Source organism: Sphaerimonospora cavernae, from assembly GCF_042435035.1.
Classification (GTDB): domain Bacteria; phylum Actinomycetota; class Actinomycetes; order Streptosporangiales; family Streptosporangiaceae; genus Sphaerimonospora; species Sphaerimonospora cavernae.
In genome coordinates this window covers 125,975-143,757 of the sequence record NZ_JBHMQT010000059.1, presented here as the reverse complement: position 1 = coordinate 143,757, position 17,783 = coordinate 125,975, and the positions used below count along the sequence as shown (strand labels likewise).

The 17,783-nt window shown below is 67.8% G+C and carries 17 protein-coding genes; 10 read left to right on the top strand and 7 right to left on the bottom strand.

Annotation, left to right across the window (positions count from 1 at the left end):
• Positions 1-140 precede the first annotated feature (140 nt).
• The 9 genes from ACFHYQ_RS26825 (at position 141) to ACFHYQ_RS26785 (ending at position 8,467) form a co-directional block, all read left to right on the top strand.
• The gene (locus tag ACFHYQ_RS26825; RefSeq protein ID WP_394303920.1) at positions 141-1,382 is read left to right on the top strand and encodes a sedoheptulose 7-phosphate cyclase; all 1,242 of its coding nucleotides are present in this window, start codon (positions 141-143) and stop codon (positions 1,380-1,382) included.
• The gene (locus tag ACFHYQ_RS26820; protein WP_394303919.1) at positions 1,379-2,137 is read left to right on the top strand and encodes a cupin domain-containing protein; all 759 of its coding nucleotides are present in this window, start codon (positions 1,379-1,381) and stop codon (positions 2,135-2,137) included. The genes ACFHYQ_RS26825 and ACFHYQ_RS26820 overlap by 4 nt, the downstream gene beginning before the upstream one ends.
• 83 nt (positions 2,138-2,220) lie before the next feature.
• The gene (locus ACFHYQ_RS26815; RefSeq protein ID WP_394303918.1) at positions 2,221-2,562 is read left to right on the top strand and encodes a cupin domain-containing protein; all 342 of its coding nucleotides are present in this window, start codon (positions 2,221-2,223) and stop codon (positions 2,560-2,562) included.
• The gene (locus ACFHYQ_RS26810) at positions 2,563-3,669 is read left to right on the top strand and encodes a zinc-dependent alcohol dehydrogenase (protein ID WP_394303917.1); all 1,107 of its coding nucleotides are present in this window, start codon (positions 2,563-2,565) and stop codon (positions 3,667-3,669) included. It begins immediately after the preceding gene.
• A 34-nt stretch (positions 3,670-3,703) separates the two neighbouring features.
• Positions 3,704-4,489: an SDR family oxidoreductase gene (locus ACFHYQ_RS26805; RefSeq protein WP_394303916.1), complete on the top strand. Its 786-nt coding sequence runs from the start codon at positions 3,704-3,706 to the stop codon at positions 4,487-4,489.
• Positions 4,490-4,519: 30 nt separating this feature from the next.
• Positions 4,520-5,638, top strand: coding sequence for a VOC family protein (locus ACFHYQ_RS26800; protein WP_394303915.1), 1,119 nt, complete (start codon positions 4,520-4,522; stop codon positions 5,636-5,638).
• A gap of 54 nt (positions 5,639-5,692) precedes the next feature.
• Positions 5,693-6,763, top strand: a complete 1,071-nt coding sequence (locus ACFHYQ_RS26795) for a ketoacyl-ACP synthase III family protein (protein WP_394303914.1) — start codon at positions 5,693-5,695, stop codon at positions 6,761-6,763.
• Positions 6,764-6,825: 62 nt separating this feature from the next.
• The gene (locus ACFHYQ_RS26790) at positions 6,826-7,800 is read left to right on the top strand and encodes a ketoacyl-ACP synthase III family protein (protein ID WP_394303913.1); all 975 of its coding nucleotides are present in this window, start codon (positions 6,826-6,828) and stop codon (positions 7,798-7,800) included.
• A 241-nt stretch (positions 7,801-8,041) separates the two neighbouring features.
• A complete protein-coding gene (locus ACFHYQ_RS26785; RefSeq protein WP_394303912.1) occupies positions 8,042-8,467 on the top strand; it encodes a hypothetical protein in 426 nt (141 codons plus the stop codon).
• 141 nt (positions 8,468-8,608) lie between these two features.
• On the opposite strand, the gene ACFHYQ_RS26780 is transcribed toward ACFHYQ_RS26785, so the two are convergent.
• The 3 genes from ACFHYQ_RS26780 to ACFHYQ_RS26770 all read right to left on the bottom strand — a co-directional run bounded on the left by ACFHYQ_RS26780 (position 8,609) and on the right by ACFHYQ_RS26770 (position 11,963).
• Positions 8,609-9,079: a MarR family winged helix-turn-helix transcriptional regulator gene (locus ACFHYQ_RS26780; RefSeq protein WP_394303911.1), complete on the bottom strand. Its 471-nt coding sequence runs from the start codon at positions 9,077-9,079 to the stop codon at positions 8,609-8,611.
• A gap of 131 nt (positions 9,080-9,210) precedes the next feature.
• Entirely contained in the window at positions 9,211-10,545 is a 1,335-nt protein-coding gene (locus tag ACFHYQ_RS26775) for a sulfotransferase family protein (RefSeq protein ID WP_394303910.1), read from the bottom strand.
• A 539-nt stretch (positions 10,546-11,084) separates the two neighbouring features.
• Positions 11,085-11,963: an NADP-dependent oxidoreductase gene (locus ACFHYQ_RS26770; RefSeq protein WP_394303909.1), complete on the bottom strand. Its 879-nt coding sequence runs from the start codon at positions 11,961-11,963 to the stop codon at positions 11,085-11,087.
• A 172-nt stretch (positions 11,964-12,135) separates the two neighbouring features.
• Between ACFHYQ_RS26770 and ACFHYQ_RS26765 the strand changes: the two genes are divergently transcribed.
• Positions 12,136-12,492 carry a MerR family transcriptional regulator gene (locus tag ACFHYQ_RS26765; protein ID WP_394303908.1) on the top strand — a complete coding sequence of 119 codons (357 nt, stop codon included), beginning with the start codon at positions 12,136-12,138 and terminating at the stop codon, positions 12,490-12,492.
• 54 nt (positions 12,493-12,546) lie between these two features.
• Here the strand turns inward: ACFHYQ_RS26765 and ACFHYQ_RS26760 are convergent, their stop codons facing one another.
• The 4 genes from ACFHYQ_RS26760 to ACFHYQ_RS26745 form a co-directional block, all read right to left on the bottom strand.
• Positions 12,547-14,835, bottom strand: coding sequence for an FdhF/YdeP family oxidoreductase (locus ACFHYQ_RS26760; protein ID WP_394303907.1), 2,289 nt, complete (start codon positions 14,833-14,835; stop codon positions 12,547-12,549).
• Between the two features lie 27 nt (positions 14,836-14,862).
• Entirely contained in the window at positions 14,863-15,954 is a 1,092-nt protein-coding gene (locus ACFHYQ_RS26755) for an aromatic ring-hydroxylating oxygenase subunit alpha (RefSeq protein WP_394303992.1), read from the bottom strand.
• Positions 15,955-16,024: 70 nt separating this feature from the next.
• The gene (locus ACFHYQ_RS26750; RefSeq protein WP_394303906.1) at positions 16,025-16,663 is read right to left on the bottom strand and encodes an MBL fold metallo-hydrolase; all 639 of its coding nucleotides are present in this window, start codon (positions 16,661-16,663) and stop codon (positions 16,025-16,027) included.
• Complete coding sequence (locus tag ACFHYQ_RS26745; RefSeq protein ID WP_394303905.1) at positions 16,660-17,745, bottom strand: S-(hydroxymethyl)mycothiol dehydrogenase; 1,086 nt, start codon at positions 17,743-17,745, stop codon at positions 16,660-16,662. Before ACFHYQ_RS26745 ends, ACFHYQ_RS26750 begins: the two co-directional genes overlap by 4 nt.
• Positions 17,746-17,783: the final 38 nt, after the last annotated feature.

Here is a 17,783-nt window from a genome sequence, read left to right as displayed (position 1 = left end):
AGTAGTACAGACAACCAAGATACATGCTTAATCATGCAAATAAAAGTACTTGACAGATGATTGAACTTGGTTGGATTGTGGATTCGCGTGCCGCCCTCGTGCCGCACGTCCACCGGCCCCTCATAAGAAGAGGTGCGTTCATGACCACGCCACTCCGTCATCTCCCCACCGACTCCACCCGCACCGCCAGCGGTGGCCCCGTCGGCAACGGCCTGTTCACCTACAGCCAGCAGGTCGAGTCTTGGGTGATCAGAGCGACGAAGCCAGTCAGCTACGAGATCAGGATCACCGACGATCTCTTCAACCCCAAACGGCGCGACCTACTGGAAGCCGGCGAGCGCACCACTGGCCCGTTACGCCGCTTCCTGGTCGTGGACGCAAAGGTCAATGCTCTGCACGGTAACCGTATCCGCGCCTATTTCGACCATCACGAGGTCGACTACCACCTTCACTCAGTGCCTGCCGAGGAAACAGTGAAGGAGTTCCAGACCGCCGCGCATATCGTTCGAGAAATCGATGAGTTCGGTATCGATCGACGCAACGAGCCGGTGATCGTCATCGGCGGCGGTGTCCTGATGGACATCGTCGGCCTGGTGACCAGCCTTTACCGCCGTGGCACACCATTCATCCGGGTGCCCACCACCCTCATCGGCTTGGTCGACGCCGGTGTCGGTGTGAAGACCGGGATCAACTTCAACGGCCACAAGAACCGATTGGGCACCTACTTCCCAGCCGAACTCACCCTGCTGGACCGGTCCTTCCTCAGCACGTTGGAGCACCGCCACATCAGCAACGGCCTGGCCGAGATCCTCAAGATCGCGCTGATCAAGGACGCCGCACTCTTCACACTGCTCGAGCGGCACGGTGACCTGCTTCTGGAGGAGAAGTGCCAGGGGTTGTCCTCCACCGGTGAACTGGCGGCCACCGAGGTTCTCCGCCGGGCCATCCACGGGATGCTGGAGGAGCTCCAGCCCAACCTCTGGGAGGCCAAGCTCGAACGGGTCGTCGACTACGGCCACACCTTCAGTCCCACGGTCGAGATGCGGGCCCTGCCGTCCCTCCTGCACGGCGAGGCTGTGTGCGTGGACATGGCTCTCACCACCGTCCTGGCTGCCCGGCGCGGACTGGTCACCAGGGCCGATCGTGACCGCATCCTTGCCCTGATGAGCGCCCTCGGCTTGCCCTGCTGGGACCCGCTACTCGCTACTCCGGTATTGGGCGAGGCCCTACGTGACGCGGTGCGGCACCGTGACGGACAGCAGCGGCTGCCGCTGCCCGTCGGAATCGGCGACGCGATCTTCGTCAACGACGTCGAAGAAGAGGAACTGGAAGCTTCGGTCAAGGAGTTGGCCGAACTGGCGCTGGTGGGCGGCAAGCGGTGACCGGCCGTCAGCCCGCCGTCCTCGTCTCCGACACCACGGCTCCCGCCGATATCCACGGAGTGCACGGCGCGGTCGGCCTTACCTGGTGGAAGTGTCTGGCCGGCGCACGCGACCTGGCTGCCGAGTGCGAGGCCGTCGAATGGGCGAGTGTCCCACCGGGCGGGGTCAGTGGGGAGCACCGGCACACCCGTACGGAGGAATCTTACTTCGTCATCCGCGGAGAAGGCCTCATGGCGCTGGATGGCAGTCCCGTACCGGTCCACGCCGGTTCACTCATCCTGACCGGTCTGGACACCGTGCACGGACTGGTCAACACCGGCTCGACCAACCTGGACTGGCTCGTCATCGAGGTCCGCTCCCCGCACACTTCCGCTGCCCTGCGCGGTGACACTGGCAGCACCCCGCCTGCGGTACCACGACCCACGGAGGACCATGTGAACGCCAAGGTCTACGACCTGAACCAGGGACGCGTCGATGCGACGGCGTTTCTGACCGGTCCGCTGGAGATCCTCGAAACTGTCGATCTGCGGGGAGACTCCACCTGGGAACTGGACGCAGCCACCTCAGAGCACACCGTCTTCGTCCTGTCCGGTACGGGTTGGGCCGTCGTCCAGACCGGACATGTCCCGCTGCGGCCCGGCGTCGCCCTCACCCTGCCACACGGAACCTCCACCCGACTGGGCGCCGACGCGGAGGGCATGCGGCTGTTCCATGCCGAACTCGCCGTCCCGGCGGCCCGGATGGGGGACCGTTGATCGTCAGCCCTCCGGGAACGCCCACCCATGCCCTGCCTGCGGACGCCCAACCGGTCTCGTGGCGCTGTCTCGCCCGACGAGGCATGTTGTACAGCGAATGCGAGTCCTTCGAGCAACTGGTCCTGCCGCCCGGTGCCGACAGCCTTCACGCGTCACCCGGGATCGAGCAGATCCTCTACGCCGTCTCCGGCAAGGGCATGCTGCGCACCGAAGACGGCAGCCTCCCCCTGACTCCCGGCCAGGCTGCGCTCCTGCCGGCCGGTACCACTGCCACCATCACCGCCGGGCCCCCTGGCCTGGAGCTCCTGATCCTGCGGACACTGTCGGCCAGGGCACGCTCTGTGCTTCCCCCCCGGATCCCCGAGCTTTCTCCCGGCGAGCGCAGCATCCGGGTTCCCGGGTCGGCTGACAGAAAGGCGGGGTGAATGGGCGACTACACCACCCGCGCCCCGTCTGCCGCCGCGCCGGCGACGGCCGAGCAGACCTGGCCGTCCGGCACCATGCGGGCGGCGGCGATCCTGTCCCCGCACCGCACCGGCGTGCTGGTGCTGCCGATACCGGAACCTGCAGCGGAGGAGGTGCTGGTCGCCCCCGTGCTCGTCGGGCTCTGCGGTACCGACGTCGAGCTGCTGCACGGCACCGCCAGCTACGTGCGGGACGGTCGCGCGCTGTATCCGCACGTTTTCGGCCATGAGTGGACTGGCGTCGTTACAGCGCTCTTCGAGGGCACCGACCGCACCCCGCAGAGCCCCCGCCTCGCGGTCGGTGACCGCGTGGTAGGTCAAACCATGATCCCATGCGGCAGCTGCCGCGCCTGCCGGCGAGGACGCCGCAACGAGTGCGGTCGCCTGCGCGAGGTCGGACTCTACGGGCAGCAAGGCGCGGCTGCGGAGTACATCCGCATGTCGGCCCGGTCCCTGACCATCGTCCCCGACGGCGTCCCGGACATGGCGGCATTGCTGACTGAGCCGGCCGTGACAGTGCTTGCCGCCTTCGAACGGGCCCGTTGTCTACCCGGCGACCGCGTCCTGGTACTAGGCACCGGTACGATCGGACTGCTTGCCGTCCAGCTCGCGGCCGCGCTCGCCGGAACGGTGGACGTGATCGGCGTGGACGACTCCGGGCTGGAGGCCGCGCGCCGATTCGGAGCCGACCGGGTCTTCCGCCCGGGCCAGGCGAAGGCTGACCACTACGACTTCGTCGTCGAGGCATCCGGCGCCATCGAGGCGTTCCACGAGGCGTTGCGCGTCGTCGGCGTGGGCGGTTCGATAGCCGCGATCGGCGTGCCGACGCGGGACGCGGACGGAGTCCCGCTGAGCGACTTGGTGCTGCGTGGCATCACCGTCCACGGCATCCGCCACGGACTCGACCTCTACGACCGCGTCCTCGACCTCTTCCGGCACGGGGTGCTCACCGCCGACGGCATGGTGGCTCGTTCCTTCCCAATGGAGGACGTGTCCGCGGCATTTGACCTCCTGCTGGCCAGCGACAGGACAGCACCCAAAGTCGCACTCGACCTCCGAAGCGCCTGACCGGCACCCAGACGAACCGATCTGAGGACTCCTCGTGACCCCACCCATCAGCCTCATCACCGGCGCCAGCTCCGGAATAGGCGCGGACACGGCACGGGCTCTGGCCGCCCTCGGGCACCGCCTGATCCTGGGATACGGCCGCAACGAGGCGGCCGCCAAGGAACTCGCCGCCGAGCTCTCCGCGAATCACGCCACCGCTGCCGATGTCCTCGCCCTCGACTTGGCGGATCCGACTGCCGCCGCGGCCTCGCTGCTGCGTGCCGCAGCTGCCGCGGGCGGAATCGACGTGCTCGTGAACAACGCCGGCATTAACCGTCGCTCCGCCGCAGTCGACGAGAACCACGCACACTGGGAGCACGTCCTGGCGATCAACCTGACCAGCCCGTTCCTGCTGGCTCAAGCCGCCGCCCGGCTGATGATCGCCCAGGGCCGGGGCGGTCGCATCATCAACGTGACCAGTGTGCACGAGCACATACCGATCACGGGAGGTAGCGCCTACTGTGTCGCGAAGAGCGGCCTCGGCATGCTCACCAAGGTCATGGCCATGGAGCTTGCCTCACACGGCATCACCGTCAACTCGGTGGCTCCGGGCGAGACCGCCACTCCGATGAACGGCGTGCCGGACGGAGTGGACGCCACAGCCATTTCTCGCCCGGCCATCCCCACCGGGCGGCCGGGCCGTCCGCAAGAGGTCGCCGCCCTGATCGCTCATCTCGCCTCGCCACAGGCGCAGTACATCACGGGCGCCTCCGTCGTCATCGACGGTGGGCTCGCCCTCATGGCAGCGGAAGCCAACGCTGCCTTCGCAGGCCAGATCTGACCGCATGACACCCCTAACCCGGGAGGAACCATGACCTCCGCTACTTCCGACGCACCCGACACCGGGCGGACCTCCTCGATCGCACCCCGCACAGCCGGGATCCCGGGAGCGCGTAACGTCGACCATTACGCGTTCACCGTGCCGGATCTCGACCAAGCGGTGCGTTTCTTCGAAGAGGTCCTGGGTGCGGAATGGCTCTACCGGCTCGGCCCAGTACGTGACGACGGCGACTGGATGGCACGGCAGTTGGGTGTTGATCCCCGCGCAAGCGCCGAGATCGTCATGCTTCGACTGTCCGATACCAACATCGAACTCTTCGAGTACGCCGCTCCCGATCAGCGCCTCGATCCTCCCGGAAACCACGACGCAGGCGGACACCACCTGGCGATCGGCGTCGAGGACATCGACGAGGCCGTCGAGTACCTGCGCAAGCAGCCCGGTGTGGTGGTCCAGGGCGAAGTGCAAACCATCACGGACGGACCGATCGCCGGTAACCGGTGGATCTACTTCCGGGCTCCATGGGGTCTCCAGATGGAGCTTCAGCAGGTGGCCACCGAACTGCCGTACGAGTCACAGACCGAAGCCCGGTTGTACCGGCCCTCCACCGCACCCGAACGTGGCATCCCAACCGCCCTCGGAGTGGACCACGTCTGCTTCACGGTCCCCGATCTGGACCAGGCGCTCGACTTCTTCACCGGCCATCTCGGCGGCAGGCTGCTCTACCGGGTACAGCTCGCCGCCGACGCCGAGTACTGCGAGCGCCAGCTGTCGGTGCCTCAAGACATCGCGGTTGACGCCGCCATGGTGCGCCTCGGTCCTGTGACCAATGTCGAGCTCTTCCAGTATTCGGTGACGGAACAACGCACCGAGCTGCCGCGCAACAGCGACGTGGGCGGGCACCACCTTGCGTTCTACGTCGACGACGTCGACATCGCCGTGGCCTACCTGCGCTCACTGCCCGGCGTCGAAGTCCTCGGCGAGCCCCAGTTGATCACGGATGGCGGACCGATCCACGGTGACCGCTGGCTGTACTTCCGTGCCCCTTGGGGGCTCCAGCTGGAGGTGCTGAACATGCCTGACGGCATGCCGTACGAACAGCACACTGACGCTCGCCGCTACGGCCCCAGCCACAGCTGGGATCAGCGCTGACCCCTGACAGCATCGGCCCGGCGCCCGGGCCATCGACCGAAGGAAGACCTGGACATGCGCTGGAACGACATCCGCATCGCAGGCATGGGGACCTACCTTCCCCCTGCGGCGAGCGCCAAGCAGGCAGTCGCAGACGGCCGCTACCCTGCGGACGAGCACGAAAAGAACCAGCTGATATCTGCGTTGGAGTCGGACGGCCCGGGTGCCGTCGACATGGCCGTCGCAGCCGGTCGACAGGCGCTGGAACGCAGCGGGGTCAATGCGGAGGACGTCGCCCTGGTGCTGCACAGCAGCATGTACCACCAGGGCGAGGACTTCTGGACGCCGGCGTCCTACGTCCAGCGGTACACAGTCGGCGGCACCGCTCCGGCCATCAGCATCGATCACGCTTCCAATGGAGGGATGGCTGGGCTGGAACTCGCGGCGTCCTGGCTCGCCGCCCGTCCGGACGCCACTACAGCCCTCATCACCACCGGTGACCGCTACGCGCTTCCTGGCTTCGATCGCTGGTTCAGCGACAGTGGCCAGGTGTTCGCGGACGGGGCCACCGGCCTGGTGCTGTCCCGTGGCCGGGGCTTCGGACACCTGCTTGCGAGCCACTCATCTGCCGACCCGGAGTTGGAGGAGGCCTACCGGAACACGGAGAGCGAGTTCTCCCTGGCGCCGCATGCCAATGGCGGACCCCTCGACCTGCGCGAGCGTAAACGCCGCTATATGAAGCGGGTCGGCCACCAGTTCGTCGTCGACCGGCTCACCGAGGGCCTGCTGGCCAACGTTGAGCGCACCTTCTCCGCCGCCGGCAGCACAATCTCTCGGGTCTCCCGGGTGGTCGTGCCGAACGTCGGTCGCGAGCTGCTTGGCTGGGAGTTCCTTACACCGTTCGGTATCAACATCGACAAGACCGTCTGGGAGTGGGGCCGCCACACCAGTCACATCGGCGCCGGCGACCAGTTCGCCGGACTGACATACCTCCTCGAATCAGGCCAGCTGCAGCCGCGTGATCAGGTGCTGCTGGTCGGCGTCGGCATCGGTTTCAGCTGGACGACCGCTGTGATCGAGATCGAAGAAACGCCGGACTGGTCAGGTGACCGGGCAGGGACGTTGGATGTCCTGTCCGCAGGCTGACCCGCACTCAGGGAGCGTTCCCCATGCGTTGGACGGATATCTATGTTGAGTCGGTCTGCGCGGTGCTCGGCGACCCCGTGACAGCCGGCCGGGCGGTGAGCGAAGGGAGCTATCGCCCCGAGGAAGCGGTCCGCAGCAGGCAGCGGGCCGCTGCGGTCAGCACCATGAACGCCCCTGACTTGGCGGTCCGTGCGGGCCGCCTCGCGCTGAAACGTGCGAACCGGCCCGCACGCGAGATCGGGTTGCTCATCCACGCGAACTGCTTTGACCAGGGCGTGCACTTCTGGAACGCCGCCGCCTACATTCAGCAGGGGGTTCTGGGGCATGGCGACGCGCTGGCCTTCGAGATCCGGCAGATGTCCAACGGCGGCATGTGTTCGGTCGAGGTCGCCGCTGCGCAGCTCACCGCCATGCCCGAACTCTCCGCTGCACTCCTGACCACCGGCGACCGGTTCGCCGAGCCGCGCTTCCCCCGATGGTCCGCAGACCAAGGCCTGGTATTCGGCGATGCTGGCACGGCGATGATCCTGTGCCGTGACAGGGGCCTGCTGCGCCTGGTGGCGACTGCCACCCACTCGGAACCGAGGTTGGAGGGACTTCACCGCGGCGAAGACCTGCACGCGCCGCCGGCTCCTGACGAGCCGATCGATCTGCAGGCCCGGAAGAAGGCCTTCATGGCCGGCATGCCCCTTGCCGAGGTCATCGCACTCAACGCAGCCGGGATGCTCACTGCTGTGCGACGCTGCCTGGCGAACGCCGCGAACACCATGGAACACATGACAGCGGTCGTCGTCCCGTTCTTCGGCGCGGACCTGGTAGACAAGCAGTGCCTGGGCCCGCTCGGTCTCGATCCCGGCAAGACCCTCCTGGAGTACGGGCTCGACACCGGGCACCTCGGTGCCGGTGACCAGTTCGCGGGGCTGTCCCGGTTGTTGGAAACCGGGCGTCTGGCGAGGGGCGAGCGCGTGCTGCTGGTCGGTGTTGGCGCGGGCTTCAGTTGGACCTGCGCCGTACTTGAGGTGTCGGCGGATGGCTGACACCGGATTCTGCGTTCTGATCTGCCCGGATAATGCTGGCAGACGACTACGATGAGGAAGATCGTCCGGCGGCCGCCCTGATCCTCAGCGGCGGCCTGCCCGGCTGTGCCGGCGTAACGGAGCGTCCGTCCGGCTAGGCCCGTTTTCCGCACATCGGGGTGATTGGGGCATCCCCGGCGCGGCTGGTTGATCGCAGCCGCCCGGAACCGATAGTTCCTGGGGTCGTGAGACAGCGAGCGCAGTGGGGTGCTCCGAGCGTGGAGAAGATGCTCGGGGCTGCGCTCCGGGCCGACCTCACTCCATCTCCCTGCAGGGGGATTACGAGCAGGCTGAAGAAGGGTTCCCGGCGCCGAAGTTCGGCCATCCCAAGGACCGCCGCCCGGACCTGAAGCAGATCCAGGCCGGCATCGCGGTGACCGGCGATGGTGCCGTCCCCGTCTTCCACCGCGCCTTCGACGGCGGTGCCGGGGAGGTGGGGCAGGTCATCGGCACGATGAAGGCGCTGCAGCAACTCGCTTCCCGGCAACTGCCGGTCCATGGCGTCCTGGACGTGCACCTTCCCAGGATCGGCCTGCCACAGCATACGGAGGGTGCTGTAGTCGGCGAGAGTCAGGCCGTACGAGCGCAGCAGCCGACGGTCGACGATGAGGGTCACTTAGGCCGTTAGGCCGTACAGTTCCCGCCACAGCTCGTTGCCAGCGTTCTCGCGGCCGGGTGGCTTCGAGACCGTCATCCTCCGAATCCAACAGCCTGCGCCTGGCACCGCTCCTTTCGATTCATGCGGGGTGGTTTCGGCACCCTGTGCTCGTCAAGCCGACGGATTACTCTCGGTCGGCAGGCCGTCGGTGGGCCGGATGAGCGCGAGCAGCGGCGCCACACCCGGCAGATGTGCGGCAAGCTCGAAGGCGGTGTTAAGACTGTCCGCCAGGACCGCGCTGCCTTCGGCGACCACTGCCCGGCCCTGGTCGGTGAGCTCGATCTGGGTGCCGCGCCGATCATGTTCGCTGGTGCGGCGGGTCACGAGTCCACTGTGTTCGAGCCGCAGAGCGACCCGGCTCAGCGTCGACTGGCCCACCCCAACCGCCTCGGACAACTCCTGCATCCGCATGCTGCCAAGCCCTGATTGCTCCAAAGTCATGATGGCGACGAAGTCGGTGAGACTGACACCGAGTTGACGCACGAGCCGACGCTCCAGAATCTGCGACACGTGATTGGAGAGCCGGGAAATCCGGAACCACAGGCGCACATCTTCGTCCTGCCGCCGGGACACCTCCTCCATGCTTTCGCCCTCCGAGTCCAGCGGGCGGCCGCGCGCCTTTATGCGCGACCGTAAACCCTATGACAACAGTACGACGTCTATGTGCAGACGCAAGCATTGAATCGAGAACTTTACCGAAGATACATCCTGATTCAGTCATGGACCTGCGCCCGGCCACGCCGCTCCACCTCGACACCCTCGCGGAAAACCTCCGGGAGATCAGCGATGGAGACGCCGAAATCGCTGATCCAGGCCGGTGGCGAGCCAGCCCCCGCATCCTCGCAGGCCTGCAGTATCCGCCGCTCGATCCCGGCAGGTAGCGGGACCTCCAGGAAGCGGCAGACTCGCCTGACCACCAGCAACGGGGTCTCCATCAAGTCCGCGTAGTCGAGGTCCAGGACCTGCACGCCTTCAGGGAATGCGGCACGCCACCCCTCAGCGAGGAGGACAGCCCCCAACTGGCTGGCCCACTCGAACATCACGTCGCGCGGCCGCACCACCTCCGACCAAGCACGTCGGCGTGCCACAGTCAGCGCCGAGAGCGCAGCCAAGGAACGCATCGGGTCACCGTGCAGTCGGATGACGCGGGCAGTCGGATAGCCCGCGATCAGCCCGTCCAAGTGCCAGGCGTGGAACGGGCTGGCCAGGACCGGGGTTCCACCACCGATCCGTTCGAGAATCACCGCCAAGGCGAAACGGTGGAAAGCGTAGGCAGTGGTGGAGTCATGTGACCACAGCCATTTGCTGTAGTCGGGGACCCGGTATTCCAGCGCCGCTCCCGGACTATGGAAGGCGTAGGTCAGCAGAAGGTGGTCACCGAAGCCGAGGCCCGAATGCCCAGGAAATAGGTCAACCACCCGATCCAGCTCCTCCTTGACGTTTATTACAACACCATTCGAAACAGGCCTAATCTGCTCCCATATCGACGGTATGTTGAACAAGGGGTGCTCGTTCAACAGCCGTTGCAACCGGGACACACCGGAGAAAGGCAGCCCAGTGACGAAGACCGCGTTGTCACCGTAGAACTGCGATCCCAGCGCCCCGCTCTCAACCAGCTGACGCACCGCCAGCTGGTTGGCCATCGAAGTGATGAGGCGGCGGTGCGCCATCTCGGTCCCCAGGGGAGTGAGGTGCGATTCCTCCGCCAGCGAAGCGGTCAGGCGCTCATAGGCGGAGACGAAGCATGGGCCCATACTGTCCGGTGCGCCGGCGAGCAGCTGGCCTTGGGCCAGCACTGCGCCGAGATCGAACGGCGCGCCGTCAGTCGGGACGCTCGTGGACACTGGTCGGTCATTGGTCCAGGCACAGGATTCGATCCGTTCATATGTCACGCTCGCACTCATGGCCTGCGAAATGCCTTCCGCAGGTCGGTGATTCGCATTCACCGCCGCCCCCTCGCCGTCGCGGCCCAGCCAGAGGCTTCTGGGAGACCGCACAGAAATCTTCGGTCGATCCGGCTGGTCGACCGGCACTTCTTCCGAAGTCACCCCCGGACGATGCACTACCGCGACTCCCCCTCCACTCCCCATGAAAGACGAGAAAGCCGACCATCTGCCGGAAGAACCTCACAGCCACCATATCTGTCCCTGATCACCTCCTGTCAACATCGTCAAACATGCAGCTGCAATATGCCTACCGATACAGGGCAGCGAGCATTACTGAAAGACGCGTTCGAAGCCGGTCACCGGCGATCTGGGGAGCCACCGGGGACCGAGCCATGGCATCAGGCCGAGACCCGATCGGAAGCTGGCGAGACGTGAGACGGGATCCGCCTCCGGGAACGCTGAATCGCTTCACCATGGGCATCTCGACCGCGAAGTGGAGCGGCGCACCCAGGGCGAGGGAGACGAGGAAGGTACCGGCCAGCACAGCGATTCCGCCGACTGGAGAGAGCCCCTCCCGCGGGATCCGGCGCGTGCCGTACGACAGCACCAGAACATGCACCATAGGTGACCACAGCGGATGCCGACCCCGCTTGCTCGCCAGCCCTGGGGCCCCGGATCCCTCCAGGGACCCGGCGGACGACTCAGAAGCAGAGCCCCACCTTCCCCGTCAGACCGCCCTTCTCGAACAGTTCATGCGCGGCGCGCACCTGGTGCACGGAGAAGTAGTGGGCAATGTGCGGGCGCAGCACGTCGGCATCCACCAGGCGGACGAGTTCAGCCAGGTGTTCCCGGTTCTCCTGGACGTAGCTCTTCTGCGCGCCGGGTATGGAGGGCAGCGGTTCATCGGCCACCGAGACATAGCGGCCACCGGAGGCAAGGGCATGGGAGACGTCGACGCCTGCAGTGTCGAAGATGGCGTCGTAGCTCTCTCCCTTGAGGTCCGCAATCGACGCCGACGCGTGCTGGAGACCGAGGCTGCGGGCAGGCTGCAGATGCTCCTCGCGGGAGACGAGGCCGTCCGCAACCGCGCCGCCGTGCGCGGCCAGTGCCACGGCGGTGCGTCCGACGGCTCCAACCGCACCGGTGACCAGGAGGCGCTCTCCTTGGGCCAGGTTCAGCCGAGCCAGCGCTTGGAAGGCGGTGACGCCGGCGAGCGGCAGCGCTGCGGCCTCGGTCAGCGGGACGGATACGGGCGCATGGCTGACCAACCGGGCGGGCAGCGCGACGAGCTCAGCCCAAGTGCCGAGCCCGGTCGCCACCTGAGCGGACATCGCGACCACCCGGTCCCCAATGGCGAAGTCCGGTGTCCTGGAGGCGATGACGATGCCGGCAATGTCCCAGCCGAGCGTCATCGGAAAGGCGGGGCCGACATCCCACACACGGGTCTTCCAGTCCACCGGGTTGAGGGTACTGGCCACTGTCCGTACCAGTACCTCGCCAAGCTTTGGGGTGGGAGGCGCCACGTCGCGCACGGTGAGGAGCTCAGGACCACCGTGGCGGTCGATCTGCACTGCGAACACAGAGATTCCTTTCTTCGGGCAGGACGGGACGGAGGCGAGAGGGTGGTGAGGTAGTCCGAGGCCCTACCACGCAAACGCTCACACGCAGAGCGAAGAGGCTGGTTGGGCTCTTGTTCACACCGGAACGGTAGAGTCTGACACCAGTGTGAGAGTCAAGCCTCCTGGAGGAATCGTGCGCATTGGGGAAATGTCACGCCGGGCAGGGGTAAGCGAACGGCTGCTGCGCTACTACGAGGAGCAGGGGCTGATCAGCCCTGAACGAACCACCGGCGGCTACCGCGTCTACCGCGACGCGGACGTGAACACCGTCCACCGCATCCGCAGCTTGCTCGCCGCCGGTCTCTCCACCGCCACCATCGCCCTTGTGCTGCCCTGCGTGCGTCAGGATGGCGCGCGGCTCGTCCCCCTCTGCGATGACAGCCTGGCCCGACTCCGGCACGAACACGACCGCATCACAGCCGCCATCGAAGAGCTCCAGACGTCCAGGGCACTCCTTGAACAAGCCATCAGCCAGACAACCACCCGTTGAAGCAGGGCGGGCTGCCCGCCGGCGACTTCGGGTGCTCTAGGCGCTCCAGGTGCTCTAGGTCCGCGCCGGTCGCAACTGCACGATGACGCTCTTCGAGGTGGGGGTGTTGGAGGTCTCGGCGACCGAGTCCAGTGGCACGAGCACGTTCGTCTCGGGGAAGTAGGCCGCGCAGCAGCCGCGTGCCGTCGGATAGGCGACCGCGCGGAACCCCTCGGCGACCCGCTCCCCGTCGGGCCACTCGCTGACCAGGTCGACCATGTCGCCGTCGGCGAGTCCCCGCTCGGCGAGATCGTCCGCGTGGACGAACACCACCCGGCGGCCGTTCCGGACACCGCGGTAGCGGTCGTCCAGGCCGTAGATCGTCGTGTTGTACTGGTCGTGGCTGCGGACGGTCTGCAGCAGCAGCCGGCCGGCTGGGACGCGCAGCACCTCCAGCGGGTTGACCGTGAAGTTCGCCCTGCCGGTCGCGGTCGGGAAGCGGCGCTCGTCGCGCGGCGCGTTGGGCAGGGTGAAGCCGCCGGGGCGGCGGGCCTTGGCGTTGAAGTCCGCGAAGCCGGGCACCACCCGGGCGATCCGGTCCCGGATCGTGTCGTAGTCGGCCTCGAAGTCCGCCCACGGGACGCCGTCGTCGCCGAAGACCTCGCGGGCCAGCCGGGACACGATCGCGACCTCGGACAGCAGGGCATCGGAGGCGGGCCGCAGCCGGCCCCGGGAGGCGTGCACCATGCCCATCGAGTCCTCGACGGTCACGAACTGATCGCCACCGCGCTGCACGTCCCGTTCCGTACGGCCCAGCGTGGGCAGGATCAGCGCCTCCTCGCCGCACACCGCGTGCGACCGGTTCAGCTTGGTCGACACCTGGACGGTGAGCCGGCATCGCCGCATGGCCGCCTCGGTGGCGGCGGTGTCGGGGGTGGCGGCCACGAAGTTGCCGCCCATCGCGAAAAACACCTTGGCCGCGCCGTCGCGCATGGCCCGGATCGCCTCCACCGTGTCCAGGCCGTGGCGGCGCGGCGGCTCGAAGCCGAACTCGTCGCGCAGCGCGTCCAGAAACGCCGCCGACGGCTTCTCGTAGATGCCCATCGTCCGGTCGCCCTGCACGTTGGAGTGGCCCCGCACCGGGCAGACCCCGGCGCCCGGCCGGCCGACGTTGCCGCGCAGCAGCAGGAAGTCGACGATCTCTCTGATCGTGGGGACCGACTTCTTGTGCTGGGTGAGCCCCATCGCCCAGCACACCACGACCGAGCGGGCGGCCAGCACGTCCCGGGCCGTCTCCTCGATCTCCGCCCGGGTCAGCCCGGTGGCCTCCAGCACCTCGGCCCAGTCCAGGGCCCGCACGTGGGCCGCCCACTCGTCGAACCCGTGCGTGTGCTCCTCGATGAACCCGCGGTCGATCACCGTGCCGGGGGCGGCGTCCTCGGCTTCGAGCAGCAGCAGCGACAGCGCCTGGAAGAGCGCGCAGTCGCCACCGAGCCGGATCTGCAGGAACCGGTCGGACAGCGTGGTGCCGCCGCCCGCTACGCCAGAGGCCCGCTGCGGGTTCTTGAATCGCAGCAGCCCCGCCTCGGGCAGCGGGTTGACCGCCACGATGCGGGCGCCGTTCCGCTTGGCCTTCTCCAGCGCGGTGAGCATGCGCGGGTGGTTGGTGCCGGGGTTCTGGCCCACGACGAAGATGAGATCGGCCCGGTAGAGGTCGTCGAGCAGGACCGTGCCCTTGCCGATGCCCAGCGTCTCGGTCAGCGCCGAGCCGCTCGACTCGTGACACATGTTCGAGCAGTCCGGCAGGTTGTTGGTACCGAAGCGGCGGACGAAGAGCTGGTAGGCGAAGGCTGCCTCGTTGGAGGTGCGGCCGGAGGTGTAGAAGACGGCCTCGTCGGCGCCCGCCAGCGCCTTCAGCTCACGGGCGATGATCGCGAAGGCGCGTTCCCACGACACCGGCTCGTAGTGGTCGGCGCCGGCCGGCTTGTGCATCGGCTCGGTCAGCCTGCCCTGCTGTCCCAGCCAGTAGTCGCTGCGCCCGGCCAGCTCGCTCACCGGGTGCGCGGCGAAGAACTCCGGGGTGATCCGCCGCACGGTCGCCTCCTCGGCGACCGCCTTCGCGCCGTTCTCGCAGAACTCGGCGGGGCTGCGGTGGTCCCCCTCCGGCCACGCGCAGCCCGGGCAGTCGAACCCGTGCTTCTGGTTGACCCGCAGCAGGGTCAGCGCCGTACGGCCCGCGCCCATCTGGCGGTACGCCGTACCGAGCGCGTGGCCGACCGCGGGAACCCCGCCCGCCCAGTCCTTGGGCGGGTGGATCTCCAGGCGTTCGTCGCCGACGTCGTCACGGGGTGCCTTACGCGTCATCTGATGAACGCCCTTTCGTATCGTCGATCAGTCCGCCAGCCGGCCGCGGACCCAGTCGTGGAACAGGCCGATGTGCTGCTCGCTGGGCACCAGCACACCACCGTCGGCGTACGTGCGCGAGCTCATCGCGGGCTGGCACCGCTCGCACGCGTCGAAGTCCTGGGTGTTGACCCGGTGGAACAGCTCCACGGACCTGTCGATGTCCGCGCCGCCGTCCACGACCTCGGGGAGGTACAGCCAGTCGCACTCCACCACGGTACGGTCCGCGGCGAGCGGGAACATCCGGTGCCAGATCACGTGGTCGGGCACGAGGTTGACGAAGACCTGCGGCTTGATCGTGATCGCGTAGTAGCGCCGGTCCTGCTCCTGGCTGACCGTCGGGATGCGGTCGAGGCCGGCGGAGCCGTCCACGGTGAAGCCCTGGATCTCCTCCCCGAACAGCGCGCCGTGACCCACGTAATATTGCGCCGCGTAACCGTCGGCGAACTCCGGAAGCACCTCGGTGAGCTCCGGATGGATGGTCGCGCAGTGGTAGCACTCCATGAAGTTCTCGACGATCAGCTTCCAGTTGGCCTTTACGTCATAGACGATACGCCTGCCCACCTTGAGGCCCGCGACGTCATAGTTGTCGATGTCGGCGACGTCGCCGAGCCGGGTGCGCACCGCCCCCATGACGTCCTCCTCGAACGAGGGCGGCTCGTCGGCGAGGCAGACCCACACATATCCCAGCCACTCCCGCACGGCCACGTTCACCAGGCCGTACGCCACCCGGTCGATGTCGGGCATCTTGGTGAGGTTGGGCGCGGCGATCAGCCTGCCCTCCAGGTCGTACGTCCAGGCGTGGTAGGGGCACTGGAAGGAACGCTTGACCTCCCCCGACTCCTCGGTGCGGATCCTCGCCCCCCGGTGTCGGCAGACGTTGTGGAAGGCGCGGATCGAGTCGTCCCGCGCCCGCGTGACCAGGATGCTCTCCGCGCCGACCTGCACCGTCTTGAACGCCCCGGGTTTGGGCAGGTCGGCGGCGCGCACGGCGCAGAACCACATCGACTCGAAGATGCGGCGCTGCTCCAGGGCGAAGACGTCCGGGTCCGTGTAGTAAGCGCCGGGCAGAGTGGACATCAGGCTGGGAGGCAGGCTCGTGGTGCTCACTGTTTCGCTCCTGGTGGTCGTGCGCGATGAGAGGTACGGCTCAGTGGCCGCGGCGGAGCCACTCGTCGAGGTGAGGGGCCTCGGCGCCGATGGTGGTGTCGGAGCCGTGCCCGGTGTGCACCACCGTCTCCGGCGGCAGCGGCAGCAGCACGTCGCGGATGGAGGAGACGATGGTCGGGAAGTCGCTGTAGGAGCGGCCCGTCGCGCCCGGCCCGCCCTGGAAGAGGGTGTCGCCGGTGAACACCACCGCCATCTCGGGGACGTGCAGGCAGACCGCGCCGGGCGCGTGACCGGGTGTGTGCAGCACCCGCACGTCCACGCCCGCGACCCGCAGGACCTCCCCGCCGGCGAGTGGGCCGTCCGGCTCGGCCTCCGCATGAGCCCCGGGGTGGGCGAGGTTCCACAGCACCTCGTCGGCGGGGTGGAGCAGGATCGGCGCGCCGGTCCGCGCGGCGAGGGCGGGCGCAGCGTTCACGTGGTCGTTGTGGGCGTGGGTGCAGACGATCGCGGTCACCCGCCGGTCCCCCACCGCCGCCGCGATGGCGTCCGCGTCGTGGGCGGCGTCGACGACCAGGACCTCGTCGTCGTCGCCGAGCAGCCAGACGTTGTTGTCGACCTCCCAGGTCCCGCCGTCGAGGCTGAACGTCCCGGAGGTGACGACCTTCTCGATCCGAGTCACAGGATCACCACCGAGCGGAGCACCTCACCGCGGTGCATCTTGTCGAAGGCGCTCTCGACGTCGTCGAGCGTGATCGTCTCGGAGACGAAGGCGTCCAGGTCGAGCCGTCCCTGCTGGTAGAGCGAGACGAGCATGGGGAAGTCGCGGCTGGGCAGGCAGTCGCCGTACCAGCTGGACTTGAGCGCGCCGCCGCGGCCGAACACGTCGAGCAGGGGCAGCTCCAGCGTCATCTCCGGGGTGGGCACGCCGACCAGGACGACGGTCCCGGCCAGATCGCGAGCGTAGAACGCCTGCCGGTACGTCTCGGGCCGGCCCACCGCGTCGATGACGACATCGGCGCCGAAGCCGCCGGTCAGATCCCGGATCGCCTCGACCGCGTCGGTCTCGCGGGAGTTCACGGTGTGCGTGGCGCCGAAGCGGCGGGCCCACTCCAGCTTCCGGTCGTCGACGTCCACCGCGATGATCGTGGTCGCGCCGGCGAGGCCCGCCCCCGCGATCGCGGCGTCGCCGACGCCGCCGCAGCCGATGACGGCGACCGAGTCGCCGCGCGTCACGCCGCCGGTGTTCATGGCCGCGCCGAGGCCCGCCATGACGCCGCAGCCGAGCAGGCCGACGGCCGCCGGAGAGGCACCCGGGTCGACCTTGGTGCACTGGCCGGCCGCCACCAGCGTCTTCTCGGCGAACGCGCCGATGCCGAGCGCCGGCGACAGCGCGGTCCCGTCGGCGAGGGTCATCTTCTGCTTGGCGTTGTGGGTGGCGAAGCAGTACTGCGGGCGGCCCCGCAGGCAGGCCCGGCACGCCCCGCAGACGGCCCGCCAGTTGAGCACGACGAAGTCGCCGGGGGCGACGTCGGTCACGCCTTCGCCGACGGCCTCCACGACGCCGGCCGCCTCATGGCCCAGGAAGAACGGGAAGTCGTCGGAGATGCCGCCCTCCCGGTAGTGCAGGTCGGTATGGCACACCCCGCAGGCCTGGATCTTGACGAGGGCCTCGCCTGGGCCGGGGTCGGGCACGATGATGGTCTCCAGGCTGACCGGCTGCCCCTTGGCGAGCGCGACGACGCCGCGAACCTCATGCGCCATGGTTGTCTCCTTCGCGATTTCTCGATCGACTTCTGGAT